The sequence below is a fragment of the Brevundimonas vesicularis genome (genome assembly GCF_014204545.1).
Lineage (GTDB): Bacteria > Pseudomonadota > Alphaproteobacteria > Caulobacterales > Caulobacteraceae > Brevundimonas > Brevundimonas vesicularis_B.
Genome location: NZ_JACHLJ010000001.1, coordinates 646,433 through 672,090, shown reverse-complemented (window position 1 = coordinate 672,090; position 25,658 = coordinate 646,433). Strand labels below are relative to the sequence as shown.

The following is a 25,658-nucleotide window of genomic DNA, read 5'->3' as shown; positions in this document are numbered from 1 at the left end:
GTCTTGGCTCAAACGGCCAGCAACTGACGGGTCGCCGCCTCGACATCGGCCTGCCGCATCAGGCTCTCGCCAACCAGGATCGCCTGGGCATGGGCAGCCGAAACGCGCGCCACGTCGTCGGGCGTGAAGATGCCGCTCTCGGCGACCAGCAGAGCCCGAACGGGGCTGAGCATCGACAGCCGTTCTGTGGTTTCCAGATCGACCTCGAACGTGCGGAGCGAACGATTATTGACCCCCACGAGATCGCCGCCGAGCGCACAGGCGCGGGCCATTTCTTCCTCGTCGTGGGTCTCGATGAGCGCGTCCATGCCAAAGCGTTCGGCTTCCGAAAGCAACTCGGCGGCCAACCAGTCATCGACCATGGCCAAGATGATCAAGATGCAGTCGGCGCCCAGGGCGCGGCTTTCGGCGACCTGCCAGGGATCAACCAGGAAATCCTTGCGCAGGCAGGGCAGGGCGACGGCCTCGCGGGCCTGGCCCAGATAGGCGTCGTCGCCCTGGAAGCTGGGGGCATCGGTCAGCACCGACAGACAGGCCGCGCCGCCGGCCTCATAGGCGCGGGCCAGGGCCGGCGGATTGAAATCGGGCCGGATCAGGCCCTTGGACGGACTGGCCTTCTTGATCTCGGCGATCAGGGCGGGACGACCGGTTTCCTCTCCGACCCGCTCCAGGGCGGCGCGAAAGCCGCGCGGGGCCAAAGCGGCGCGGGCCAAGGCTTCGATCGCGTCCTGCGAGGTCGCCGACTTGCGGGCGGCAACGTCCTCGCGCTTGTAGGCGGCGATGCGGTCCAGAACGTCGGTCATTCGGACTCTTCGCTTTCCAACGGCGTGGAGGTTATGCGCGCCAAGCGATCCAGCGCCTCGGCGGCTCGACCGTCGTCAATGGCGGCAGCGGCGAGCGTGGCGCCCTCGGCCAGATCGGCCGCGCGGTCCGACACCACGAGGGCGGCGGCCGCGTTCAGCAGCACGATGTCGCGGTAGGGTCCGGCCGCGCCGGCCAGAAGCGCGCGCAGTGCGACGGCGTTCTCCTCGGCGTCGCCGCCGCGAATGTCTGCGATAGAGGCGCGCGGCAGGCCGGCGTCCTCGGGCGTGACCTGGAAGCGGCGAACCACACCGTCCTTCCATTCGGCGACGTCCGTGGGGCCGGAAGTCGCCAGTTCGTCTAGGCCTTGGCCGTGAACGGTCCAGGCCCGGGTGGCGCCGAGCCGGCCCAGCACCTCGGCCAGCGGCTCCAGCAGGCGCGGATCATAGACGCCCATGACTTGTCGCCTTGCAGACGCCGGGTTCGAAAGCGGTCCCAACAGGTTAAATACAGTGCGAAAACCGATCTCGGCTCGCACCGGCCCGACATGACGCATCGCCCCGTGATAGGCAGGGGCGAACAGGAAGCAGATACCGGCCTCATCCAGCGCCTTCTTCTGCTGCGCCTGCGACGCCATCAGGTTCACGCCCAGGATCGACAAGACGTCTGAAGACCCTGATTTCGATGACATCGCCCGATTGCCGTGCTTGGCGACCTTCAGGCCCGCTCCGGCCAGAACCAGGGCTGCGGCGGTCGAGATATTGTAGGTGTGCTGACCGTCGCCCCCGGTGCCGCAGGTGTCGATCACCTCATAGGGATGATCCAGCGTCAGGGCGGCTTCACGCATGGCGCCCGCGAAGGCGGTGATCTCGTCCACGGTCTCGCCGCGCATCCGCATGGCGGTGACGGCGGCGGCGACCTGCGACGGGGTCGGCTCGCCGCGCAGGCAGGCGGCGAAGAAGTCGTGCGCCTGCTGGGACGTCAGGGCATGGCCCCCGACCAGCCGGGCGAGGATCGGCTTGAACCCGTCGTCCATGGTCAGGCGGCCGCGAGGCGCTTTACGCCGGCGATATCCAGGAAGTTGGCCAGCATGTCGTGACCGTGTTCGGTGGCGATGGATTCCGGGTGGAATTGCACGCCGTGGATCGGGCGGGTGCGATGCTGCAAACCCATGATCTCGCCGTCGGCGGTCCAGGCGGTGACCTCCAGGCAATCGGGCAGGGTTTCGCGCTTGACCGCCAGCGAGTGGTAGCGTGTGGCGGTGAACGGCGAGGGCAGGCCGGCGAAGACGCTCTGGCCCTCATGCAAGATCGGCGAGGTCTTGCCGTGCATCAGGGTCTTGGCGCGGATGACGTCGCCGCCGAAGGCCTGGCCGATGGCCTGATGACCCAGGCACACGCCCAGAATTGGCATCGACTCTGGCGCGGTCGTGATCAACGGCAGGCAGATCCCCGCCTGATCGGGCGCGCACGGGCCGGGCGACAGTAGGACGGCGGCGGGTTTCAGCGCCCACGCCTCGTCCACCGTCAGGTCGTCATTGCGCACCACATGCGTCGGTGCGCCCAACTCCGCGAGGTAGTGGACGAGATTGTAGGTGAAGCTGTCGTAGTTATCGACGACGAGGATCATGGCTTGGCTTCTAGGCGTGACGCGCGTCCGCGCCAAGCGGGCGCGGCCTTAAAGCGCATTTTAACTCGACGGGACTAGGACTGGGCCGGTGAAACTCGCCGCTGAAAAAGACATCGCCGCCAAGATCGCCGCTGCAAAGGCGAAGCTGGTCGTGGTCGAAACCAAGCCCAACCCCGTCGCCGCGCTTGGCGCAGCCGCGCTCGCAGCGACTGCGGCGGTTTTGATGGCGGGCGTCGTCATCATCGGGCCGGGCGTGCAGTTCAACGACCCGGTAATGACGATTTCGCGCTAGCGATTGCCGGCTCTAAAGCGCCAGGCGTCTTCCGCTGCCCGCATCGGCGCGCGCGCCTTATGCTGGGTCTCGGCATATTCGGCCGCAGGGTCGCTGTCGGCGACCACGCCCGCCCCGGCCTGAACGAAGATCTGGTTGTCGGCGAACAGGGCGGTGCGCAGGGTGATGCAGATGTCCGCCTCGCCGCCGGCTGAAATATAGCCGACGCCGCCGCCGTAACCGACGCCGCGCTTTTCGCTTTCCAGTTCGTCGATGATCTCCATCGCGCGCACCTTGGGCGCGCCGGAAAGGGTCCCGGCGGGCAGGGCGGCCAGCAGCGTGTCCACCGCATCCAGCCTGGGATCGGCCCTGCCGCGCACGTTCGAGACGATGTGCATGACCTGGCTGTAGCGTTCGACGACGAAGCTCTCGGTGACCTCGACCGTGCCGGGCGCCGCGACGCGGCCCACATCGTTGCGGCCAAGGTCCAGCAGCATCAGATGCTCGGCCAGCTCTTTCGGATCAGCCAGCAGTTCGACTTCCAGCGCCTTGTCCGCCTCTGGCGTCGCGCCACGCATGCGGGTGCCGGCCAGCGGCCGGATCGTGACCTCGCCGTCCTTCAGCCGAACCAGGATCTCGGGGCTGGAGCCGGCGAGTTGGAAGCCTTCGAAGTTCAGATAGAACAGATAGGGCGACGGATTCTGGCGACGCAGCGAGCGATAAAAGGCGAAGGGATCGTCCGTCCAAGGCGCCGAAAAGCGGTGGCTGAGCACGACCTGGAAGATGTCGCCGGCGCCAATGTAGTCCTTGGCCCTGGCGACCATCTCGCCGAAGGCTGGCTCGTCAACCGGCGAGGTGAAGACGGGAGCCGGCGTTTGCTGCGGAGCGGCGCGAACGGGCAAGGGTTGGCGCAAGGCCGTCTCGAACGCGTCCAGCCGCGCCGTCGCGGCGTCGAACGCCTCTTCGAAAGCGATGCCGGCGTCGGGATAGGCGGCGGATACCAGAACGATCTCGTGGCGGACCGAATCGAAGATGGCCACCAGCGACGGCCGCGTCAGCACGGCGTCAGGCAGATCGAGCGGATCAGGGTTTGGCGCACCCAGCGGCTCCAGCAGTCGCACCATGTCGTAGCCGAAGACGCCGAACAGGCCGGCGGCCATCGGCGGGAGTCCTTCGGGCAGATCGAACTTCGACGCCGCTATCAGCGCGCGCAGGGATTTCAGCGCCGGCAAGGGTTCGGCCGTGAATCGACCTTCGCCTATGGCTGAGCCGCGCGAAAGTTCCGCCGCGTTGGATCGACAACGCCAGACCACATCAGGATCCAGCGTGAGGATGGAATAGCGCCCCTTGACCGCGCCACCCTCAACCGATTCCAGCAGACAGGCGTACGGGCGGTCGCGTCCCAGCTTCAGGTAGGCCGAGACCGGGGTTTCCAGGTCGTCGATGACCCGCCGAACCACGACCTGCGGCCGACCGGCCGAAAGGCCGGCGGCGAAGGCGTCAAACGTGAGGTCGCGCGAAGCGTCGTCGGTCATTGCGCCGGTGCGGCGGGCGTTGCGCCACCCGACAGACCCAGGGCCGACAGCGCCTGGGCCGGGTCGTTCTTGGCCTTGGAGCGCTGGGCGCCCGCCGAGACCGACGATTCGACCATGGCCTGCACCAACTCCTGGGTCAGGCGCGGACGGACCTGCTCGGCCAGCGGTCCGGCTACGGCCGGATTGGCTGCGCGAACGTTGTCGACGCGGCCGACCACATAGGCGGTCTGCGACGCCGGCTGCGAGAAGGCCTGGCCCTTGGACTGGCCGAACAGGCCCTGGAGCACGCCCTGACCGAGGGCTTCCTGGGTCTGCTGATTGCGGATGACTCCGGTGCGCACGGTCAGCGGCGCATTGACCGAGCGGGCGACAGCGGCGATGTCCTCGCCATTGCGCACGCGGGTCGTCAGCTCTTCGGCCTTGGCCGACAGCCGTCGCATGGTCTCCCGCTGGATCCATTGGGCGGCCAGGGGCTCACGCACCTCTGCCAGGGTCGGCAGCGCTGACGGGCGGATGTCGTTGACGCGCACGGCGAAATACTGGCCCTGACCGGCGTCGATGACGTCGCTTTCGCCGCCCTTGGTCAGGCTCCAGGCTGTCTCGAAGATTTGCGGCGGCGCGTTAAGCGCCTGACCGTTCGGCAGCTTGCCGTCCTTGGTGAAGGGCGGCAGGTCAACAACCCGACCGCCGGCTTCACGCGCCGCGTCAGCCAAGTTCTTGCCGGCGGTGCGGGCGGCTTCGTACTTCTCGACCTTGGCGTAGGTCTGGGTCTTCACGTCCTCGGCGCGCAGTTCCTGGATCAGTTCCTCACGAGCGCTGTCCAGCGTGGCGGGCGCGGCGGGTTGAACGGCCGTGACCTTGGCGACCGCGAAGCCGACACCGGCCTGGACCGGGTTGGACACCTGATTGGCTTGCAGGCCGAAGACGGCGGCTGCGGTTGCGGCGTCGCCGATGGCCGAGCGGGGGGTTTCGTTGAAGGCGGCCGGCGTGATGTTGTTGGCGCGGCCGACGTCGGCGGGCGATTGGCCCGCGCGCAGGGCGGCGGCGATCTTCTGGGCCGTCTCGCGGTTGGGCGCAGTCAGGGTGACGAACGAGCGCGTCTCGGGCTTGCTCAGCGTGTCCTTCTTGAACTCGAAGCGCTCGCGGATACGGTCTTCCGAGATCGGCGCATTGGCCGAAGCCTCAGGTGTGAACAGAACCACCGACACCATGCGGAACTCGGGCGCGCGCAGGCGGTCGGCGTTCTCCTGGATGAAGGCGTTCAACTGGGCGTCGGTCGGGGCGGGGACCTGGCCAGCCATCGCCGGGGTCACCTCGAACCAACGACCGTCGCGGCTTTCGAAGGCGGAACCGGCCAGCAGCGCGCCATAGATGCGCGGCACGCGCGCGCCGGCGAAGACGGCGGCGCCGAAATGCTCCGTCGCGTATTGGTCGCGCAGGTCCTGCTCCAGCATGGCGGGCGTCAGGTTCTGCTGCGCCAGAGCAGCCTCATAGGCCTGCTGGTCGAACTGTCCGGTGACCGAGTTGAAGAAGGCCGGGATCTGGCGGATCTGCTTGACGATCAGTTCCTTGCCCGGGCGGATACCTGCCTTATAGGCCCAGTTCAGGAAGCCCAACTGCTGCGTCTGCTCGGTCAGGAAGCGAACGTGGATGTTTTCCGCAACCAGCTCCTGGTTGGTCAGGGGACGGCCGACCTGCTGCTGCAGACGTTCACGCACCTGATCGAAGGCGGTGCGGAACTCGACTTCGTTCATTGAGCGGTCGCCCGCATCGATGACGTGTTTCGGTCCCAGGTTGGAAAAGACGTCCATACGCGCGCCGACGATCACGAAGCTGATTGCGATCAGGACAAGCAGGGCGGCCGCCCATTTGGATCGAGAGAAGGCGCGGAAGGCGGTGAGCATTCGAAAACCCGGGACTGGCCGATATTGGCGTCAATCGTCGCGTATAGTCGGGGCGGGGCCGCCGCTGCAAGGATGGCTTCGTGTCCGGATTGCGGCGACGCCTCTTGGCTTGGCGGTTTTCGCCTTCTAGACAGGCGGCCATGAAACAATCCGTGAAGATGATCGTCGGCAATTGGAAGATGAACGGCGTCTCGGCCGCCTTGGCGCAGGCTGAGGCGATCAGGGACGCCGTCGGAACGACGGGGCAGGGATGCCGTGTTGTATTGTGCCCGCCGGCGACGCTGATCGAGCGTATGCGGTCCGCCCTGGCGGGCGGCGGCGTGGCCGTGGGCGGTCAGGATTGCCATGAGAAGCCCGCAGGGGCCTTCACCGGCTCGGTGTCGGCCGAGATGCTGGTCGACGCCGGCGCGACAGTCGTGATTCTGGGGCATTCCGAGCGCCGCGCGGCGTTCGGCGAGACCGATGCGGACGTCGCCAACAAGGTCGAGGCCGCCGTCGCCGCAGGGCTGGAGCCCATCGTGTGCGTGGGGGAAACCTTACAGCAGCGGGAAGCGGGCGACGCCATCGCCGTGGTGTCGGGCCAGGTCGCGGGCTCGCTGCCGTCCAGCCTGGCCGAGCGCGACTTTGCGGTGGCCTACGAACCCGTCTGGGCCATCGGGACGGGCTTGACCCCGACGCTGGATCAGATCGCCGAGGTCCATGCCGCCGTCCGCGCCGCCATCGTTGCAAAGCTGGGAGAAGGCGCTCGAACGGCTCCCATTCTGTACGGCGGTTCGGTCAAACCGGAGAATGCGCGGGATATTCTGGCCACGCCGGACGTCGGCGGCGCCCTGGTCGGCGGCGCGTCCTTGAAGGCCGAGGACTTCATGCCGATCGTCAACGCCGCCGCGTGACGTTTGCCCCTGGCGCGCTTCGATGATAGAGGCCGCCGCTTGATCGGCGCAGATCCGCGCCCACATGAATGACGCCATGCTCCAGACCATCCTGCTCGTCGCCATCATCATCGTCGCCATCGCGCTGACGGGCATCGTCCTGCTTCAGAAGTCCGAGGGCGGCGCCCTGGGCATGGGCGGCGGTCCGTCGGGCTTCATGACCGCACGCGGCGCTGGCAATCTTCTGACCGTCACCACCTGGTGGCTGGCGGCAGCGCTGTTCGCCCTGACCATCATTCTGACGGTCGTCGGCAATATGGACCGCGCCTCGGTCTCGGGCATCGACGCCGACGCTGTGGGTTCGTTGGCCACGACGCCGCAGACCCAGACGCAGCAGCCCGCCCAGCAACAGCCCGCTGCGCCGGCCAAACCGGCGACGCCCTCGCTGGATGATCTGGAAGCCAGCCTGCCGTCGGCCTCCACCGCTCCGGCGCCGGCCCAACAGCCCGCTCAGTAAGGCTCAGACAAAGACCCGAGTTTCCGAAAGCGCGCCGCAGGGCGCGCTTTCTTCTTTTGATCAACAGTTCGATTCGACGGCGGCATGACCGAGCCGCGAATCATGGAGTAAGGTGTCCCCCCATGGCTCGCTATGTGTTCATCACCGGCGGCGTGGTTTCCTCGCTAGGAAAAGGCCTCGCCTCCGCCGCTCTCGGCGCTCTTTTGCAGGCGCGCGGCTACAAGGTCCGCCTGCGCAAGCTCGACCCTTATCTGAACGTCGATCCGGGCACGATGAGCCCGTATCAGCACGGCGAGGTCTTCGTGACCGACGACGGCGCCGAGACCGACCTGGACCTGGGCCACTACGAGCGGTTCACCGGCGTGTCGGCGGCCAAGTCCGACAACATCACGACCGGCCGCATCTATTCGACCATTCTGGAGAAGGAGCGTCGCGGCGACTATCTGGGCGCCACCGTCCAGGTCATTCCGCACGTGACCGACCAGATCAAATCCTTCTGCCTGACGCCCGCCCTGACGGACGCGGGCGAAGACGTCGATTTCGTTCTGGTCGAGATCGGCGGCACGGTCGGCGACATCGAGGGCCTGCCGTTCTTCGAGGCGATCCGGCAGCTAGGGCAGGACCTGCCGCGCGGCCAGAGCTGCTTCGTCCATCTAACGCTGCTGCCGTTTATCAAGACGGCCGGCGAGATGAAGACCAAGCCGACCCAACACTCGGTCAAGGAACTGCGCTCCATCGGCATTCAGCCGGACATCCTGCTGTGCCGCTGCGAGCAGCCGATCCCGGCCGAGGAAAAGCGCAAGATCGGCCAGTTCTGCAACGTGCGCGAAAGCGGCGTCATCCAGGCGATGGACTCCGCCGACATCTATGCCGTGCCGCTGGACTATCACCGCGAGGGTCTGGACCGCGAGGTCCTGGCGCACTTCGGCATCAACGACGCGCCTGAGCCGGATCTGAGCGGCTGGCAGGAAATCGCGCGTCGCCGCCTGCAGCCCGATGGCGAAGTCACCATCGCCGTGGTCGGAAAATACACCGTGCTGAAGGACGCCTACAAGTCGCTGATCGAGGCGCTTCATCACGGCGGCGTGGCCAACAACGTCAAGGTCAACATCGACTGGGTCGAGGCCGACACCTTCGAGGGCGATCCCGAGGCGTGCGAGGTGCGGCTTCAGGGCGCCCACGCCGTTCTGGTGCCGGGCGGCTTTGGCGAGCGCGGCTCGGAAGGCAAGATCGAGGCGGCCCGCTTCGCCCGTGAGCGCAACATCCCCTATTTCGGGATCTGCTTCGGCATGCAGATGGCAGTGATTGAGGCGGCGCGGAACCTGGCCGGCTATCCCAAGGCCTCGTCCACCGAGTTCGGCCCGACCGCCGAGCCGGTCGTCGGTCTGATGACCGAATGGACCCAAGGCAATCAACGCGTGCTGCGTCAGCAGGGCGGCGACCTGGGCGGCACCATGCGTCTCGGCGCCTATGATTCGACTCTGACAGCCGGGTCCAAGATCGCAGAGATCTACGGCTCGACCGCGATCAGCGAGCGTCACCGACACCGCTACGAGGTCAACATCAACTATCGCGAGGCGATCGAGCAGAAAGGCGGTTTGGTCTTCGCCGGTCTGTCGCCTGACGGCGTCCTGCCCGAAACCGTCGAACGCCCGGACCATCCCTGGTTCATCGGCGTTCAGTATCACCCCGAGCTGAAGAGCCGTCCGTTCGCGCCGCACCCTCTGTTCGCCAGCTTCATCGGCGCGGCGGTGGTGCAAAGCCGCCTGGTCTGACGGAACGCGGTTCTGACGGACTCCATCAGGTCCGCGTTTTGCAGTAGACTGTCCGGAACGGATCGAATTGGCACGATCCGAATGCGGCGGGACCGTCGATGATCGGCGAGTTGCTTTATCACCTGCACCGGCACGTGCGCCTGGTGCTGATCGCCGGAGCGCTGATGCTCGTGCTCGGCGTGATCCTGGTCGGCTATGAAGCGCTGCGGCTTCTGGACCAGCCGCCGGCCCGCCCGGCCGAAGCCGGGCAGGCCTTGAGCTAGATTAATCGATCTTCAGCCGCACGAAGAGCATCGCCCCGTCGGGATCGCCGCCGTACAGAGGCTCTAACGCCGTCGGCACGCGATTCATGGCATAGAGACCGCCGAGGCCGAACCGGACGTGTTCGGCGATCCGCCAGTCGCGGACCGTACCGACCGACGCCTTGCCCACCGTATAGAGCGGGCCATGGCCGCCGCCGACGCCGGGAACCAGTTCATCCGTCTCGATTCGCTCGGCGCGGGCGAAGACCGTCCAGCGGTCGTTTGGATGGATCGCCGATTCCAGCAACCAGCCGTCCTTCGATTCGCCGTGGTCGTTGGTCTTGCGAGCCCAGGCCAGGGTCGAGGACCACCAGCCGTCATCGCCCAGACGGCGGGTGTGGATGGCGCTAGCCGACCATTTCGTCTCGTCCTTGTCGGGTTCCAACTGCTCCGGCGCAGAGACATCGGCGTAGGACACCTGCAGCGACCATTCGTCGCTCGGATTCCAGGCGGCGCGGACCGACCAACTGTTCAGCCGTGGCGAATCGATGCCCCAGCGCTCCTCATCCGGTTCGCGTCCCTTGAAGGCCGAGGTCTCGATCTTGAAGCGGTCGTGCGCCCAGCCCAGGGTGGTCACACCGAAAACGATGTGGGTCGAATCCAGCCAGTGATGGGTGATCGGCGCCTCGGGACTGTCCATCGCGCTCATGCGGTGCATGAAGGCGGGCGGGCCGAAGGCGGGCTCGCCGGGCAGGCCGATATAGCCGTAAACGCTGTCCTTGTCGGACAGGCGTTTCGAATAGCTGGCTGACAGCTCCATGAAGAGGTCGTGCGGGTGCTGGCGATCGACCAGCGGATTGACGCCGTCCGCCGTCTCTCCCGCCGCCAGAAGCAGCGGATAGCCGGATTTGCCCATAAGTGGATCGGGGCTGAGCATCGCGCGCAGGTTCAGTTTCGAACCGTCGTCGAAGTCACGCCGCGCCGAGGTCATCAACATGCCGGCGACGAAGGTCTTGTCGCCGCCGCGCGGCCCAGACTGGCTGTCATAGACCAGGTTCAGCATGGCGTGGGTCATCACCATTAAGTCGCCACGGACGGTGTGGATGCCCCCGTGTTCGCCCGCGTCGGGTTGCCAGCCGGTGCCGGAGGCGTCGCGGCTCATGGGCCAAGGGCCATACGGGCTGGTCATCGTGTGACCCATGCTGGCGTGATCGGTCATCGGTTCGGCGGATGACATGGGCATGTCGTGACCTGCGTGCGGATCGGCAGTGGGCTTGGTCGACGCGTGGTGCGAGTGATCCTGCGCCGCCGCGGCCTCAGCCAGGGCGAGCAGGGAAACGCCGGCGCAGGCGCCGACGAGAGTACGGATAGCCATTCAAGGCCTCCTCTGATGATCATGACGGAATACGCCCTGCGAGGGGCGCGAGGTGTGTCAGACGATCAGGAGGCGGGGCGGTCCAGGTTCGGGCGACAGCCGTTGCCCGACTGGCAAGGCGGCCGGAACTGCGGCGATGCGCGACGGCGAAAGGGTCGGACCGGACATCGGGGCAGGATCCAGCGTGGGCGTCGCAACGCAGGCGACGCAGCAGATCATCGCCTTCATGACCTTGGGCGCATGGTTTGGGGTCTGGTCAGGCGAAGACTGGCCTGTCTCATGGCCCGTCTGATGGCAAGGCGCGGCGGTCGCCGGCGACGCCGAGGCGCCGACCGCGCCGAGCGCCAGCACCGAGAGGGCGCCGATCAGCAACAACAGGGATTGAACCATCTTCACGGCGTCAGGATAGGCGTCGGGTGATCACGCCGCAATGCGTCAGCGCGGCGGCTTCTTGTCGACAAGCGGCAGACCCGCCGCGTCTGGCGCTGTCGCGCCGCCATCGCCCAGCACCCTCTGCATGAACACCACGTCGCGCCAGTCGTCGTGCTTCCAGCCGGCCGCCTTGAACACGCCGGAGTCGGTGAAGCCCCGCGTGCGGTGCAGGGCAATTGAGCCGACGTTCTCTGAATCGCCGATGACCGCGACCATCTGACGAAGACCCATCGTTTCGCATCGGACGATCAGCGCATCGAGCAGGGCGCCGGCGACGCCGCGGCTCCTGGCCCAAGGCGCGACGTAGATGGAGTCTTCGACCATGTAGCGATAGGCCTGACGGGTGCGGAAAGGCCCGGCATAGGCGTACCCGGCGACCGCGCCGTCGATCTCGACCACCAGTCGCGGCAGGCCGAAGGCCGCGACGGCGGCCAGACGCGACGCCATCTCGGTCTCGTCGGGCGCCTCCAGTTCGAAGGTGCCGCGTCCGTTGGCGACGCTTTCGGCATAGATGGCCGTGATCGCCGCAATGTCGCCGGGACGGGCGTCGCGAACCGTCAGCGCGCTCACGCGTGCTCCCAGCCTTTGTCGATGGCCCAGACCGCGAAGGCGTAGTCGTGGGCGACTTCCTTCAGATAATCGAACCGCCCGGCCGCGCCCCCGTGACCGGCCTCCATGTTGATCTTCAGCAGCACGGGCTTGCCCGAGGTGGTGGCGGACCGAAGTTTGGCCACCCACTTCTCCGGCTCCCAGTAGGTGACGCGCGGATCGGACAGACCGCCCGTCGCCAGGACTGCTGGATAGGCTTTCGGCTCGACCTGATCGTAGGGGCTGTAGCTCATCATATAGTCGTAGGCGGCCGGATCCTCGATCGGGTTGCCCCACTCGGGCCATTCGGGCGGCGTCAGCGGCAGAGAGGTGTCGCTCATAGTGTTGATCACGTCCACGAACGGCACCTGACCGATGATCCCGGCCCAAAGGTCGGGCCGCATATTGTTGACAGCCCCCATCAGCAGACCGCCCGCCGATCCGCCCTGCGCCACGATGTTGCCGGCCGCGGCGTACTTCTTGTCGATCAGGTGTTCGGCGGAGGCGATGAAGTCGGTGAAAGTGTTCTTCTTCGTCATCTTCCGGGCATCCCGGAACCAGCCCCAGCCCTTGTCGGAGCCCCCGCGAATGTGGGCGATGGCGTAAATCCAGCCGCGATCCACCAGCGACAGCCGGTTGGTCGAGAAACTGGCCGGCATGGGGATGCCGTAGGAGCCGTATCCGTAGAGCAGCAGGGGCGCCGAGCCATCGACCGGCGTCGATTTGCGACGCAGCACCGTCACCGGCACCAACTGGCCGTCCGAAGCCGGCGCGTTCACCCGTTCGACCACATAGTCTTCGATGTTGTGACCGGACGGAATTTGCTGGGTCTTACGCAGAGTCCGCTCGCGCGTCGCCATGTCGTAGTCGAAGGTCTGGGTCGGCGTGGACGGCGAGTTGTAGGCGTAGCGGGTGGTCGTCGTCTCAAACTCGGATGCGCCGGCCAGCGACAGGGCGAAGGCGGGTTCGTCGACCGCGATCTCATGCTCGGCGCCGGCCCGATCGCGGATGATGATCCGGGTGTTGGCGTCGGCGCGTTCTTGGCGCGCCAGGTGGGCGTTCGTCAGGTCCAGGCCTTCGATGAAGCGACCGGGCGTGTGGGGGACGAGGTCGGTCCAGTTCGCCTTTGACGGCGTCGCCGTCGGGGCCTGGACGATCTTGAAGTCGATGGCGTCGTCCGCATTGGTGCGGATCACCCAGCGGTCGCCCCAGTGATCGACGTCGTAGCGGGTCGCCACCACGCGCGGCTCCAGCACGACCGGTTCGGCCGTCGGCGTGGCGGCGGGAATGTAGCGCGCCTCCGACGTTTCCTGGTTCTGGATGCCGACCACGATGAACTGGTCGTCGGCCGTGCGGCCCACGCCAATGAACATGCCGTCGTCGGCTTCCTCATAGACCAGGGTGGTCTCGCCGCCGCGCGCCGGACGACGGAAGATCTTGTCCGGGCGGCCGTTGTCGTCGCGGTTAGTCCAGAAGATCCACTGGCTGTCAGGCGAAAAGACGAAGTCGCCGGTGGCGCTGTCGATCACCTCGGGCAGCACCTCGCCGGTCGCCAGATCCTTGACGTAAATCTTGTGGACCTCGGAACCCTGGGCGTCCTCGGCATAGGCGAACAGGGTGTGATCCGGGCTGTGGCTCGCGGCCGACACTTCCGAATAGGCCTTGCCCTTGGCCAGCTCGTTGGCGTCCAGCAGCAGCTGAGGCGTGGGAGCCATGACGAAATTCTTCGTCACCGGCTGACCATCCACCATCCAGGTGCCCTGACGCTCGACGCGCATGTAGCGGGGGTGCTGATCGCCGGTCTGATATTCGACATAGTAGTTCCAGCCGCCGTCCGGCGCCGGAACCGAGCTGTCGTCTTCCTTGATGCGGCCGCGCATCTCCGCAAACATCGTCTCCTGCAAGGGCAGGGTGGAGGCCATCATGGCCTCGCGGTAGGCGTTCTCGGCGGTCAGGTGTTCCTTGACCTCGGCCTTGATCAGGGTCGGATCGCGCAGGACCGCCTGCCAATTGTCGTCCTTCATCCACTGATAGTCGTCGGTCCGGGTGCGGCCCAGTTGTTCGATGACGACAGGGATTTTCTTGGCGACGGGCGGCTGAGGCATGGGGGATCCGGTGGACTGACGGGCGAGCGCGGGGGAGGCCGAGACGGCGAGGGCGGTCGCCGCCGTGGAGATGATCAGTTGCCGACGATTCATCGGACGCTCCCTGCTTGTTTGAGGGGCGGACCTTGAAGGTCCGGCCCCATCTACGTCAAACGAAGAAACGCCAAGCCGATCATCCGGCCAGCGCGTCCACCGTCATGCGCCGCAGCAGGTCGCCGCCCTGGCCCACGGCCGCAAGACGGCTGGAGACGTGGCCCAGCACATTGGCGGCATAGACTTCGTAGAGGTCCAGCTTGCCCTGCAGCCACACCGGATCGCCCTCGTTGGCGTCCAGCTTCGCCTTGGCGGCAAGCGCGCCCTTGGCCAGCATCCAGCCGCCGGCTACATCACCCAGCAGTTTCAGATAGGCGTCGGCCGCCGCCAACACATCGGCCGCCGCATTCGGATCGGCCTTCTGATCCAGCAGCCACAGGGTCGCGTCCTCGACGGCCTCTATGGCGGTGGCGAACCGTTCGACGGGCTTGCCGCTGTAGAGCTTTCCGAGATCGCCCAGCGTCGCCTTCATGTCCGCAATCAGCGCCTTGGCTGCATCGCCGCCGTCCATCGACAGCTTGCGGCCGACCAAGTCCATCGCCTGGATGCCGTTGGTGCCTTCGTAGATCGGGGCGATACGAGCGTCGCGATAGTATTGCGCCGCGCCGGTCTCCTCGATGAAGCCCATGCCGCCGTGGATCTGGACGCCCATCGAGGCGACCTCGCAGCCGATATCGGTGGACCAGGCCTTAGCGATCGGCGTGAACAGATCTTCGCGTCCCTTCCAGCGACGGCGTTCCTCTTCGGTGCCGGCGTGACGGGCCAGATCAGCGGCGACGCCGGTCGACAGGCACACGGCGCGCGCCGCCGAAATCTTGGCCTTCATGACGCTGAGCATGCGGCGCACGTCGGGATGGTCAAAGATGGGGGCGTTGGCCTCTCCGGTCCAGACCGAACGACCTTGACGGCGGTCCAAGGCATAGCCGAGGGCGTGCTGATAGGCGCGTTCGGCGATGCCGACGCCCTCGACGCCGACGGCCAGGCGCGCCGCGTTCATCATCACGAACATATGGGCCAGGCCCTGGTTCGGCTGACCGACCAACTCCGCGGTCGCCCCTTCATAGCTCATGACGCAGGTTGGCGAGGCGTGGATGCCCAGCTTGTGCTCGACGCCGACGGGGCGGAAGGCGTTGCGATCGCCCAGCGTGCCGTCTTCCTTGACCGCGAACTTCGACGCCAGGAACAGGCTGATGCCCTTGGGCCCCTTGGGCGCGTCCGGCAGGCGGGCCAGCACCAGATGCACGATATTGTCGGTCGCGTCGTGGTCGCCCCAGGTGATGTAGATCTTCTGCCCGTTCAGCGCATAGGTCCCATCGCCGTTCGGCGTCGCCGTGGTGATCAGCGAACCCAGGTCCGATCCGGCGCCCGGCTCGGTCAGCACCATGGCGCCGGTCCATTCGCCGCTGACCAGCTTGGTCAGATATTTGGCCTTCTGCTCTTCCGTTCCGACCTGCTCCAGCGCCTCGATCGAGGCCAGCGACAGCATGGGACACAGGCCGAACGCCATGTTGGCGGCATGGACGGTCTCATATGCCGCCAGTTCCAGCGCCTTGGGCAGGGCCTGTCCGCCCGCTTCGGTCGAAGCCGACAGCCCGGTCCAGCCGCCGGCCGCGAACTGGCGATAGGCGTCGGCGAAGCCGGGCGCGGCGGTGACGGCGCCGTTGGCGTAGGTCGAGCCCTTCTGGTCCCCAAGCCGGTTTAGCGGGGCCAGCACCTCTTCGGAGAATTGCCCCGCCGCCTCCAGAACGGCGCCGGCGACGTCGGCGTCATAGTCGGGAAAGGCGCCGGTTGCGGCCACGTCGGCCATGCCGGCGACGGATTCCAGAGTGAAGGCCAGGTCTCGAACGGGCGCGCGATAGGTCATGGGTTTCCTCAATCGTCTTTGCGGCCTAAGTGCCGCGTCGGGGCCTGTCGCTGCAAGCGTCTTGGCGACGCGCCCCGTCTCAGTGCAAAGTGGCTGAATGCATGGTGACGCCGTGCCGTCGCGGAAGGGAAGACATGGGCGAGCCCCGCAATCGATATTCGGTCGTTTCCCTGCTGATGCATTGGGGCATCGCCGCCGCCGTTCTGGCGCAGGTGCTGCTGATCACGGCGCATGAGAATACAGAAGGGCCGATTTCGGGCCAGTTCGTCATGCTGCACAAGTCGCTGGGTCTGACGATCCTGGTGCTGACCCTTGCGCGGATCGGATGGCGCTTGGCGCATCCGGCGATCCCTTTGCCGTCGGCCTTGCCGCGCTGGCAGAAGGTGGCGGCGCGCGCGACGCACGTTCTGTTCTATCTGGCTCTGATCGTCATTCCGATGACCGGTTGGCTCGCATCATCGGCGGGCGGACGCGCGATCGAGTGGTTCGGCCTCTTCTCCTGGCCCCTGCTGCCCGTCGGCGGCGGGCGCGAAACGGCGCGCAGCCTGATGGGGCTGCACGAACTGGCGGTGAAGGGCCTCTACGTCTTGATTGCCCTGCATGTGATCGCGGCGCTGAAGCATCAGTTCATCGATCGGGACAATGTGCTGCACCGGATGATCCCGATCATCCCGCGCCGACCGTGAGCCAAACGCCGCTGCAAGCCGCTCAGGCGCTGGCGAACGGCGATCTGATCCTGCTGCCGACCGAGACCGTTTACGGACTGGGCGCCGACGCGAGCAATGCTGAGGCGGTCGCCGCCATCTTCGCCGCGAAAGGGCGGCCGAAGTTCAATCCGCTGATTTCGCATGTCGTGGATGTCGATGCGGCGGCCAAGATTGGCGAGCTCGGCCCGCTCGGACTTGCCTTAGCGGACGCCTTCTGGCCCGGACCCTTCACCCTGATCACGCCAATCCTGGATAACCGACGCGTCTGCGACTTGGCGCGCGCCGGACTGGACAGCGTCGCGATCCGCGTTCCGGCGCATCCGGTGGCGAGGGAAGTGTTGGCGGCGTTCGGCGGCCCGGTCGTGGCCCCCTCGGCCAATCGTTCCGGCCGACCGAGCCCGACGACCTTCACAGATGCTGTCGAAGAGACAGGCTTTGCCGTCTCAGCGGCTGTCGATGGCGGGCCTTGCCAGGTCGGTCTGGAAAGCACGGTCGTGTCGGTGCTGGGGGGACGGGTCGCCTTGCTGCGTCCAGGGGCCATCACCCGGTCCGAGGTAGAGGCGGTCGTCGGTCCGATTGAAGAGGGCATCGAGGGGCATCGTTCGCCCGGGCGACTGACCCTGCATTATGCGCCGGATGCTCCGGTTCGGATCGAGGCGGAGCAGGCGGGTGACGGCGAGATCCTGCTCGGCTTTGGCCCTGACGCCGGTGAGCCGCGCTGGAGCCTCAGCCCGTCGGGCGACCTGCGCGAAGCCGCCGCCAATCTGTTCCGACTGCTGCGCGAGGCCGACCGCACACGGCCGACGGGTATCGCCGTGTCGCCGATTCCGACGACGGGACTGGGTGAAGCCATCAACGACCGTCTGCGCCGCGCCGCAGGCTTCGTCGGCTAGCCGAAGCGGGCCTGAAGATCGACGCTGGACTGGCGTCCGACGCTGACCAGGCAAGCATTCAACCAATCGTCGGCGGCCGCACGTCCCCGCGCCTTCATGTCGTTGAGGAAACCCCATTCGGTGTTGAACTTGGATCGCAGCGACAGGTCCGAGAGCCAGCCGTCCGCCTCGATCGCGTGCAATCGGACGTGCCGATAAGGTCCGGCGCCGCCGCCTTTCAGCTGCCCATGTTCGATCAGTTCACCCGCCAGGGCGATGGCGCGCAGTTCGGCGACCAGCGGCGCGTTGAAGACGATCTCGTTCAGCCGATCGACAATGTCGCCTGCGCTTTTCGGCGTCTCGTCGCGCACCATCGGATTGAGTGTAATCAGCACCACGTCGTCCGGCGTGTCGTCTCCGGTCAACGGCCACAGCGGCGGATTGGTCAGATAGCCGCCGTCCCAATAGGGCTCCCCGTCGATCTCCACGGCTTGAAACAGATGGGGCAGGCACGCCGACGCCATCAGGACATCCGCGTTGATTTCGTGCGTCTGGAAGATGCGCGCTTTCGCCTGGCGCACGGCAGTGGCGGCGACGAACAGCCGGATGTCCGAGGCCTGGACGGCGCCGAAATCGACCGAGGCCTGCAAAACCCGTTTCAGAGGATTATGGTTCAGTGGATTGAATTCATACGGGCTCATCGACATCGCCAGCGTCTCGCCCGCACGCCAGAATGGGTTGTCCTTGATCCAGTCGGGCGTTCGCGCAGCATTCCAGATCGCGCTGTCGCCGAAAACGTTGCGACCGCCGGACTGGTTGATCTCTCGCCAGAGCTTGTCCAACGCCGCGCGGCCATCGCCCGATGCAAGCCCAGACACCAGGGCCGCGCCGTTCATCGCTCCCGCTGAGACGCCGGACACCGCGCGAATATCAAGCCGATCGTCTTCCAACAGACGATCCAGCACGCCCCATTGGAAGGCGCCGTGTGCGCCGCCGCCCTGAAGTGCAAGGCAGATGGGACGTCGGGCGGGAGAGGCGGGAACGGAGCCCGCCGCCTCGGCGGTCTTGCGCTTAAAAATCGCCATGACCGCCGCCTTCCTTAGCTACTGCGCGGTCCAGCCGCCGTCGATGGAGAAGCTGGCCCCGTTGGCCGAGGCGCCGAGGTCGCTGACCAGATAGAGGAAGATGCCGGTCAACTCATCTGTCGTGACGAACCGCTTTGTCGGCTGAGCCGCCAGGATCACGTCCGTCAGCACCTGCTCCTCGGTCATATTTCTCGTGCGCGCCTGATCCGCGATCTGTTTGGTCACGATCGGCGTCTCGACAAAGCCGGGGCAAATGGCGTTGCAGGTGATGTTGTCGCGCGCCAGTTCCAGCGCTGCGGTCTTGGTGAAGCCGATGACGCCGTGCTTTGCCGCGACATAGGCGGACTTGAACGGACTGGCCACCAGACCGTGCGCTGAGGCCATGTTGATGATCCGGCCGCGCCCCTGCGCCTTCATGATCGGGATCGCCGCGCGCGTGGCGTAGAAGGCCGAGGACAGGTTGATGGCGATGATCTTCTCCCACTGTTCGGTGGGGAAGTTCTCGACGCATTCGACGTGCTGGATGCCGGCGTTGTTGACCAGAATGTCCAGGCGTCCCAGTTCGCGTTCAGCGAAGGCGATCATGTCGGCGATTTCGTCACCGCGCGTCATGTCCGCCGGATGATAGAGGACGCGAACGCCGGATGAGGCCTCCAGATCGGCGCGGGTGCGCTCGATCTCCGCCGGCTCGCCCAGGCCGTTCAGCACGACGTCGCCGCCGCCTGCCGCCACGGCCCGCGCCAGAGCCAGCCCGATGCCGGAGGTCGAGCCCGTGATGACCGCAACCTGCCCTTTCAGATCGCCGATACCGCGTGCCGCCCGACCGTCAGCGCCCGTGGAGTCCTTAGGCTCTTGCGACATGAATCCGCCCCTTCGTTTGTTTTGGCGAGATTAGCGGGAGGTCGATGTCGGGATCAAGAATTTCCCGATCTGATGAATATCCACTCGGCGTCGGTCGAGGCGGCCTTGTCGAACGCATAACCGTCCCGGTCGAAAGCCTTCAGGTCCGCGACCCGTTCCACGCGCTCGTCGATCGCGAACCGCGCCATGGCCCCGCGCGCCTTCTTGGCGAAGAAGGATATGATGCGGCTCTCGCCGTTCTTCTCTTCCCGGAACTGGGGCGTGACGACAGGCAGTTTCAGAGCCTTTGCATCAACGGCCCCGAAATATTCCTGGCTGGCTAGGTTCACCAGCGTCGGATCCGACTGGCCTTCGGCATCCTCGTTCAACTGTTTGGAAATCCGGTCGCCCCAGAAGTCGTACAGGCTGGCCCCGCGACGCGTCTTCAGCCGCGTGCCCATCTCCAGGCGATAGGGCTGGATCCGGTCCAATGGACGCAGCAGCCCATAAAAGCCGGACAGAATGCGCAAGTGATCCTGCGCGAACGCCAGGGCGTCGGCGTCCAGTTCACGCGCCCGCAAGCCCTCATACACATCGCCGGCAAAGGCGAAGGCGGCCTGAACGCCCTCGGTCGATTCAGGATCGAAAGCCTTGAACCTTGCGGCGTTTAGGGTCGCGAGATCGTCCGAAATCCCCATCAGCCGACGCAGGTCCGCCTTGGTCTGGCGCTTGGCGGTCTTGGACAGGCTGGCGGTGTCTTCGAGGAACCGCCGATCTGTGCCCGGAATAGCCGCATCGGCTTCGGTGAAATCGAGGCGCTTGGCCGGGGAAAGAACAATCAGCAAGACGCGGCTCCGTAATGTCGCCGCCCACATAGGATGCTTCGATGACGATTTGAACCGGCTGCGGCGAAGGGCGTCTCAGGCGTCGCGGCGCGACCAGCCTAGCTTGCCGAGGGTTTCCATCGGGCGGAAGTCGGCCTTGTAGTCCATCTTGGCCGAGCCTTGGACCCAATAGCCGAGATAGACGAACGGCAGACCGACGATGGCGGCCTGGCGCACATGATCCAGGATGGCGAACCGCCCCAGGCTGCGCCGCTCCATCGTCGGATCATAGAAGCTGTAGACCATCGACAGCCCGTCTTTCAGCAGGTCCGTCAGGGTTACGGCGACCAGATCGCCCGGCCCGCCGTCGGTCGAGGGCAGGCGGTATTCGATCAGATGGGTGCGCACGGCCGTGTCCTCGACCATAGCGACGTAATCCAGCCAGCCCATGTCGCTCATGCCGCCGGTCGGATGGCGCGTGGTCAGGTAGCGGCGCAGAAGCTGGAACTGTTCGGTCGTCGCCTCCGCCTCGACCAGATCGCGCGACAGGTCGGCGTTGCGGGCCAGAACCTTGCGCTGCGAACGGCTGAACGTGAACTCCGGCACCGGCAGCCGTACCGAGACACAGGCGTCGCACGCCTCGCAGGCCGGGCGATAGGCGATGTTCTGGCTGCGGCGAAAACCGGCCAGCGTCAGTTCGTCATTGACGTGCGCGCCGTCCGAAAAGGGCAGGTTGGCGAAGACCTTCCGCTCCGTCTTGCCCGGCAGATAGGGGCAGGGCGCGACCGAGGTCATGAAGAAGCGAAGCTGTCGGGTCGGTACGTGCTGGGTCACGGCCTCAGGTCCGCATCCGATCTTGCCAATATTGCGACGACACAACGCTCATCGCGCGATTTGGCGTCATCCGTGTTCCGGCTGCAAGCGTGTTCGCGTTGCAGCCGAGCCGGGTCACAGCGAGGTGTCCGACGGCAGGACCGGCGCCTCGCGCAACAGCACGATGGCGATGCGGCGGTTGCCGGCCAGGGTCGGATCGTCCGGATAGAGCGGGTCTGACCCCGCCTTGCCCGCCACCGAATAGACCCGGTCGGGATCGACGCCCGAACCTTGCAGCACCAGACGCGAGCCGTTGGCGCGCTCGGACGACAGGGTCCAGTCCGCAGGGGCGCTGGCGCGGCTGGAGCCGGGCGCCGCGCTGGTGTGTCCGGTGATGGAGATGCGGTTCGGCAACTGGTTGATCACCTTGGCCACGGCGCGCAGCAGCACCTGGGCGCGGGCGTTGGGGCGGGCCGAGTTGTTGTCGAACATCGACCGGCCTTCCTGATCGACCAGCTGTATGCGCAGCCCCTCGGGCGTCTGGTCCACGATCAGCTGTTTCGACAGTTCGGCCAGCTCCGGCATCGACTGCATGGCCTGACGCAGCGATTCGGCCGCGCTGGCGAACTCGGCGGCCTCACGCTTCTGGATCTCGGCCTGGAGAGCCGCGTCGCTGGCGGACGACAGGCTGGAGCCCGTCTGATCGGTCGCGGGCGCCTCGGGCGCCAGTTCTTCAAGCACGGACTGCGAGCCGGTGCTCTTGACGCCATGGTCGCCCAGCGATGTGCCGCCCAGAATGCCGCCCGAACCCGACGTCGTCTCGGACACGCTGGCGGGTGCGAAATATTCGGCGATGCCGCGCTTTTGCTCCGGGTCGGTCGTGTTGATCAGCCACATCAGCAGGAAGAAGGCCATCATGGCGGTCACGAAGTCCGCATAGGCCACCTTCCACGCACCGCCGTGGTGGCCTCCGCCGGAGACCTTCTTGACCTTCTTGATGAGGATCGGACGATCGCTCACGGACATGGACGCGCACCCCGACGAATGGTGTCCCATTGTGGGCTGGCCAAGGTTAACCGGGCGTTGACCTTGAACCTCGACGCGGCGCGGCCTAGTCCGACGGCAGGATCAAGGAGCCTGTCATGAAGATCGCATTCGCCGGCCTGGGCGTCATGGGCGCCCCGATGGCCCGTCATCTGGTCGAGGCGGGCCATGATGTGACCGGCTTCAATCGGACTGTCACAAAAGCAGAGGCTTGGGCGGCGACGACGGGCGGCAAGGCGGCGGCGACGGTGACTGAGGCGGCGCAGGGCGTCGACCTGTTCATCCTGTGCGTCGGCAATGACGAGGACGTGCGGGCCGTGGTGACCGAGGCCTTGCCGCATCTGTCGAAGGCCGCCGTGATCGTCGATCACACCACGACCTCGGCCAAGGTGGCGCGCGAAATGGCCGAACTGGCGAACGGGCAGGGGCGGTCGTTCATCGACGCGCCGGTGTCGGGCGGCCAGGCGGGCGCCGAGAACGGACAGCTCAGCGTCATGGCCGGCGGGGATGCCGCCGCCCTGGCGAAGGTCGAGCCCGTGGTGAAGGCCTATTCCAAGGCGATCAAACATATGGGACCGGCCGGCTCGGGCCAGCTGACCAAGATGGTCAACCAGATCGCCATCGCCGGCGTCGTCCAGGGCTTGGCCGAGGCCGTCCACTTCGCTCAGGTCGCGGGACTGGACACCGACGCCGCCTATGAGGCCGTGTCCAAGGGCGCGGCGCAAAGCTGGCAGATGGACAATCGCTGGAAGACGGCGGCCAAGGGCGATTTCGACTTCGGCTTCGCCGTGGACTGGATGCGCAAGGACCTGGGGCTGGTGCTGGACGAGGCGCGCGCAAACGGCGCGCGCCTGTCTCTGACGGCCCTTGTCGACCAGTTCTACGCCGAGGTTCAGGCCATGGGCGGAAACCGCTGGGACACCTCCAGCCTGGCGGCGCGACTGCGACCTCGCGACTGACGCCTAAAGCCGGCGGTGCATGACGTGCAGGCCGACCGGTCCGTGCGTCGGGTGATTGAAGGCCTCGGGAACCGTGCCCACGATCTCGAAGCCCAGCTTCTTCCACAGCGCCACGGCGACGGTATTGGTTTCGACCACGGCGTTGAACTGCATGGACCGGAAGCCCGCATCCCGCGCAAAACCCAGCGCGGCTTCGCCCAAACCGCGGGCCACGCCGCGCCCGCGCGCTTCGGGCGCCACCATGAAGCTGCCGTTGGCGACGTGGGCGCCGTTTCCCTGCTGGTTCGGAATGATCTTGGCGGCGCCCAACACCTGGCCATTCTCAACCGCAACCAAGGTTCCGCCGGGCGGCGGCGGGGTCCACATGGCGCGCGCCTGCGCCTCCGTCATGTCCAGCGGATAGGTATAGGTCTCGCCCGCGCGGGTGACGGTTTCGATGATCGGCCACAGGCCCGGCCAGTCGGCCTCCGTGATCGGCCGGATCTCCACGCCCATCAGCCCAGCAGCCGTGCGGCCTGCGGTGCGAAATAGGTCAGCACGCCCGCGCAACCCGCGCGCTTGAACCCGTGCAGGGTTTCAAGGATCGCACGGTCCCGGTCCAGCCAGCCATTGGCGATGGACGCCTGCATCATCGAATATTCGCCCGACACCTGATAGGCGAAGGTGGGTACGCGGAAGGTCTCGGACACGCGCCGGACGATATCCAGATAGGGCATGCCCGGCTTGACCATCACCGCATCGGCGCCTTCCGACAGGTCCATCGCCACCTCCTTCAGCGCCTCGTCGGAGTTGGCGTAATCCATCTGATAGGTCTTCTTGTCGCCCTTCAGCATCGCCGAGGAGCCCACGGCGTCGCGATAGGGACCGTAGAAGGCCGAGGCGAACTTGGCGGCGTAGGACAGGATCAGCGTGTCCTGAAACCCGTTGGCCTCCAGCGCCTCACGCACCGCCTGGATGCGGCCGTCCATCATGTCCGACGGGGCCACGACATCGGCGCCGGCATGGGCGTGGATGAAGGCCTGTTCGGCCAGACGGTCCAGCGAGGCGTCGTTGGCGATCCGGTCGCCCTCCATCACCCCGTCGTGGCCGTGGTCGGTGTAGCAGTCCAGGGCGACGTCGGTCATGACGCCGATCTCGGGCGCGGCGTCCTTGATGGCCTTGATGCAGTCGGGAATCAGGCCGTCGGGGTCGGTCGCGCCGGTGCCGACCGCATCCTTGATCGCGCCGTCGACATTAGGAAACAGGGCCACCATCGGAATGCCGAGGTCGCGCGCCTCGACCGCCGCCGCCGCCGCCGCCTTGGGCGAAAGCCGAAACACGCCGGGCATGGAGGCGACCGGGACGCGATCCTCGGCGCCGTCATGGACGATCAACGGCCAGATCAGATCGGCCGGCGTCAGGGTCGTTTCCGCCACCAGCCGCCGCACCCACGGGCTGGACCGCAGGCGGCGCGGACGGGCAAGCGGGAAGGGGGCGGGCTGATAGGGAAGCATGGCGAGACCTTGGACAATCCAGCGTCGGACTAGCGCCGCAACGACCGGTGCGCAAATCGCGTGATGCGTCGGATCGTTTCGTGCGTGATGACGGCTTGCGCGGATCGGCGAAATGCGAGCCTATCGCCGAAAATCCTGGGAGATGACGATGATCAAGCGATTGGCGGCCGGCGCGGCGGTTCTGGCTCTGGCGACGGGCCTTTCGGCCTGCATTATCGTGTCTTCCGACGGCGGGGAACGGACTGTCGTTACTCCTGCGATCACTGCTGATGAAGCGGCAAATGCAGCATTTGCGGAAGCGGACAGAGTTGTCGGTCAGTCCCAACTATATCGTGACGCCGTCGCCGATCCCAAGCGTCCGGCAGAAGAGGTCGCGCGTGATCCGCTGCGCCATCCGGCCGAGATTCTCGCCTTCGCCCAACTCGAGCCGGGCGACAAGGTCGCCGACATTCGCCCCGGCGCCGGCTATTTTACGCGTCTGTTCTCCGACGTGGTCGGCCCGACCGGCCGCGTCTACGCCTTCGTACCTGAGCGGACGATGGCGCGCGAGAACGCCGGGGCCGATGCACTTGTCGCAGCCTATTCGAACGTGACGCGGGTCAACGGCCTGCTGGACTCGATGACCTACGCCGAGCCGCTGGACATGATCTTCATGAGCCAGGAATATCACGACTTCCACATCCCCGGCTTCAACACCGACGTGGCCAAGATGAACGCGGCGGTGTTCGCGGCGCTGAAGCCCGGCGGCCGCTACATTTTGATCGACCATGAAGCCGCGCCCGGCACGGGCATCTCGGCGGTTCAGACCCTGCACCGCATCGAAGGCGACTATCTGAAGCGCGAGGTCGAAGCGGCCGGCTTTGTCTTCGAGGGTGAGAGCCAGGCCGTCGCCAATCCCGCAGACGACCACAGCCTGAACGTCTTCGACGAGAAGATCCGCGGCAAGACGGACCAGTTCGTCTATCGCTTCCGCAAGCCGGGCTGATCGATCTCGATACTGAGAACCGTTATCAATTAA

The 25,658-nt window shown here is 66.3% G+C and carries 26 protein-coding genes; 9 read left to right on the top strand and 17 right to left on the bottom strand.

The genetic code is table 11. The features are described 5' to 3' along the window. Window positions 1-8: 8 nt before the first annotated feature. The 3 genes from trpC to HNP47_RS03360 are packed head-to-tail and all read right to left on the bottom strand — an operon-like array spanning window position 9 to window position 2,430. Window positions 9-803, bottom strand: coding sequence for an indole-3-glycerol phosphate synthase TrpC (gene trpC, locus HNP47_RS03370; protein WP_184278336.1), 795 nt, complete (start codon window positions 801-803; stop codon window positions 9-11). Further along, entirely contained in the window at window positions 800-1,837 is a 1,038-nt protein-coding gene (trpD, locus tag HNP47_RS03365; RefSeq protein WP_184278335.1) for an anthranilate phosphoribosyltransferase, read from the bottom strand. Before trpD ends, trpC begins: the two co-directional genes overlap by 4 nt. A 2-nt stretch (window positions 1,838-1,839) precedes the next feature. Further along, window positions 1,840-2,430, bottom strand: coding sequence for an aminodeoxychorismate/anthranilate synthase component II (locus HNP47_RS03360; protein WP_184278334.1), 591 nt, complete (start codon window positions 2,428-2,430; stop codon window positions 1,840-1,842). 88 nt (window positions 2,431-2,518) lie between these two features. On the opposite strand from HNP47_RS03360, the gene HNP47_RS03355 reads away from it, so the two are divergent. Further along, window positions 2,519-2,722 carry a peptidoglycan-binding protein gene (locus tag HNP47_RS03355; protein WP_174085151.1) on the top strand — a complete coding sequence of 68 codons (204 nt, stop codon included), beginning with the start codon at window positions 2,519-2,521 and terminating at the stop codon, window positions 2,720-2,722. Here HNP47_RS03355 and trpE read toward each other — a convergent pair. After that, complete coding sequence (gene trpE / locus HNP47_RS03350) at window positions 2,719-4,236, bottom strand: anthranilate synthase component I (RefSeq protein WP_184278333.1); 1,518 nt, start codon at window positions 4,234-4,236, stop codon at window positions 2,719-2,721. The genes HNP47_RS03355 and trpE overlap by 4 nt on opposite strands. Continuing rightward, window positions 4,233-6,140: a peptidylprolyl isomerase gene (locus tag HNP47_RS03345; RefSeq protein WP_184278332.1), complete on the bottom strand. Its 1,908-nt coding sequence runs from the start codon at window positions 6,138-6,140 to the stop codon at window positions 4,233-4,235. Before HNP47_RS03345 ends, trpE begins: the two co-directional genes overlap by 4 nt. Window positions 6,141-6,280: 140 nt before the next feature. Between HNP47_RS03345 and tpiA the strand changes: the two genes are divergently transcribed. The 4 genes from tpiA to HNP47_RS03325 all read left to right on the top strand — a co-directional run bounded on the left by tpiA (window position 6,281) and on the right by HNP47_RS03325 (window position 9,567). Continuing rightward, window positions 6,281-7,033, top strand: a complete 753-nt coding sequence (gene tpiA, locus HNP47_RS03340) for a triose-phosphate isomerase (RefSeq protein WP_184278331.1) — start codon at window positions 6,281-6,283, stop codon at window positions 7,031-7,033. A gap of 64 nt (window positions 7,034-7,097) precedes the next feature. Beyond that, window positions 7,098-7,529 carry a preprotein translocase subunit SecG gene (secG, locus tag HNP47_RS03335; RefSeq protein WP_017503940.1) on the top strand — a complete coding sequence of 144 codons (432 nt, stop codon included), beginning with the start codon at window positions 7,098-7,100 and terminating at the stop codon, window positions 7,527-7,529. Between the two features lie 122 nt (window positions 7,530-7,651). Next, window positions 7,652-9,304 carry a CTP synthase gene (locus HNP47_RS03330; RefSeq protein ID WP_184278330.1) on the top strand — a complete coding sequence of 551 codons (1,653 nt, stop codon included), beginning with the start codon at window positions 7,652-7,654 and terminating at the stop codon, window positions 9,302-9,304. Between the two features lie 98 nt (window positions 9,305-9,402). Next, on the top strand, window positions 9,403-9,567 hold the full coding sequence (locus HNP47_RS03325) for a hypothetical protein (RefSeq protein ID WP_184278329.1): 165 nt from the start codon (window positions 9,403-9,405) through the stop codon (window positions 9,565-9,567). A gap of 1 nt (window position 9,568) precedes the next feature. On the opposite strand, the gene HNP47_RS03320 is transcribed toward HNP47_RS03325, so the two are convergent. The 5 genes from HNP47_RS03320 to HNP47_RS03300 all read right to left on the bottom strand — a co-directional run bounded on the left by HNP47_RS03320 (window position 9,569) and on the right by HNP47_RS03300 (window position 16,003). Then, complete coding sequence (locus tag HNP47_RS03320) at window positions 9,569-10,921, bottom strand: hypothetical protein (RefSeq protein ID WP_184278328.1); 1,353 nt, start codon at window positions 10,919-10,921, stop codon at window positions 9,569-9,571. A gap of 57 nt (window positions 10,922-10,978) precedes the next feature. Then, the gene (locus HNP47_RS03315; protein ID WP_221414900.1) at window positions 10,979-11,311 is read right to left on the bottom strand and encodes a hypothetical protein; all 333 of its coding nucleotides are present in this window, start codon (window positions 11,309-11,311) and stop codon (window positions 10,979-10,981) included. 45 nt (window positions 11,312-11,356) lie between these two features. Then, entirely contained in the window at window positions 11,357-11,914 is a 558-nt protein-coding gene (locus HNP47_RS03310) for a GNAT family N-acetyltransferase (protein WP_184279087.1), read from the bottom strand. Between the two features lie 5 nt (window positions 11,915-11,919). Further along, a complete protein-coding gene (locus HNP47_RS03305) occupies window positions 11,920-14,139 on the bottom strand; it encodes a S9 family peptidase (RefSeq protein ID WP_184278326.1) in 2,220 nt (739 codons plus the stop codon). A gap of 79 nt (window positions 14,140-14,218) precedes the next feature. Next, complete coding sequence (locus tag HNP47_RS03300; protein WP_184278325.1) at window positions 14,219-16,003, bottom strand: acyl-CoA dehydrogenase; 1,785 nt, start codon at window positions 16,001-16,003, stop codon at window positions 14,219-14,221. Between the two features lie 134 nt (window positions 16,004-16,137). Between HNP47_RS03300 and HNP47_RS03295 the strand changes: the two genes are divergently transcribed. Both HNP47_RS03295 and HNP47_RS03290 read left to right on the top strand, forming a co-directional pair. After that, window positions 16,138-16,689, top strand: a complete 552-nt coding sequence (locus HNP47_RS03295; RefSeq protein WP_137721589.1) for a cytochrome b — start codon at window positions 16,138-16,140, stop codon at window positions 16,687-16,689. Beyond that, a complete protein-coding gene (locus HNP47_RS03290; RefSeq protein WP_184278324.1) occupies window positions 16,686-17,603 on the top strand; it encodes an L-threonylcarbamoyladenylate synthase in 918 nt (305 codons plus the stop codon). Before HNP47_RS03295 ends, HNP47_RS03290 begins: the two co-directional genes overlap by 4 nt. Here HNP47_RS03290 and HNP47_RS03285 read toward each other — a convergent pair. From HNP47_RS03285 to HNP47_RS03265, 5 genes are all read right to left on the bottom strand, one after another. Further along, a complete protein-coding gene (locus tag HNP47_RS03285) occupies window positions 17,600-18,667 on the bottom strand; it encodes a patatin-like phospholipase family protein (RefSeq protein ID WP_184278323.1) in 1,068 nt (355 codons plus the stop codon). The two genes, HNP47_RS03290 and HNP47_RS03285, sit on opposite strands and share 4 nt — an antisense overlap. Before the next feature lie 18 nt (window positions 18,668-18,685). Further along, window positions 18,686-19,528 carry a 3-hydroxybutyrate dehydrogenase gene (locus tag HNP47_RS03280; RefSeq protein ID WP_184278322.1) on the bottom strand — a complete coding sequence of 281 codons (843 nt, stop codon included), beginning with the start codon at window positions 19,526-19,528 and terminating at the stop codon, window positions 18,686-18,688. Between the two features lie 53 nt (window positions 19,529-19,581). Further along, complete coding sequence (yaaA, locus tag HNP47_RS03275) at window positions 19,582-20,352, bottom strand: peroxide stress protein YaaA (protein ID WP_184278321.1); 771 nt, start codon at window positions 20,350-20,352, stop codon at window positions 19,582-19,584. A 75-nt stretch (window positions 20,353-20,427) separates the two neighbouring features. Further along, on the bottom strand, window positions 20,428-21,165 hold the full coding sequence (locus tag HNP47_RS03270) for an arginyltransferase (protein ID WP_184278320.1): 738 nt from the start codon (window positions 21,163-21,165) through the stop codon (window positions 20,428-20,430). Window positions 21,166-21,279: 114 nt separating this feature from the next. Then, a complete protein-coding gene (locus tag HNP47_RS03265) occupies window positions 21,280-22,170 on the bottom strand; it encodes a flagellar motor protein MotB (RefSeq protein ID WP_184278319.1) in 891 nt (296 codons plus the stop codon). A 116-nt stretch (window positions 22,171-22,286) separates the two neighbouring features. On the opposite strand from HNP47_RS03265, the gene HNP47_RS03260 reads away from it, so the two are divergent. Next, a complete protein-coding gene (locus HNP47_RS03260) occupies window positions 22,287-23,147 on the top strand; it encodes an NAD(P)-dependent oxidoreductase (RefSeq protein WP_184278318.1) in 861 nt (286 codons plus the stop codon). A gap of 3 nt (window positions 23,148-23,150) precedes the next feature. Here the strand turns inward: HNP47_RS03260 and HNP47_RS03255 are convergent, their stop codons facing one another. Together HNP47_RS03255 and hemB are read right to left on the bottom strand one after the other, a co-directional pair. Next, a complete protein-coding gene (locus tag HNP47_RS03255; RefSeq protein WP_184278317.1) occupies window positions 23,151-23,642 on the bottom strand; it encodes a GNAT family N-acetyltransferase in 492 nt (163 codons plus the stop codon). Beyond that, window positions 23,642-24,640: a porphobilinogen synthase gene (gene hemB, locus HNP47_RS03250; protein ID WP_184278316.1), complete on the bottom strand. Its 999-nt coding sequence runs from the start codon at window positions 24,638-24,640 to the stop codon at window positions 23,642-23,644. The genes HNP47_RS03255 and hemB overlap by 1 nt, the downstream gene beginning before the upstream one ends. A 148-nt stretch (window positions 24,641-24,788) precedes the next feature. Here hemB and HNP47_RS03245 point away from each other — a divergent pair, with 148 nt between their 5' ends. Further along, window positions 24,789-25,625, top strand: coding sequence for a class I SAM-dependent methyltransferase (locus HNP47_RS03245; RefSeq protein WP_260394573.1), 837 nt, complete (start codon window positions 24,789-24,791; stop codon window positions 25,623-25,625). Window positions 25,626-25,658: the final 33 nt, after the last annotated feature.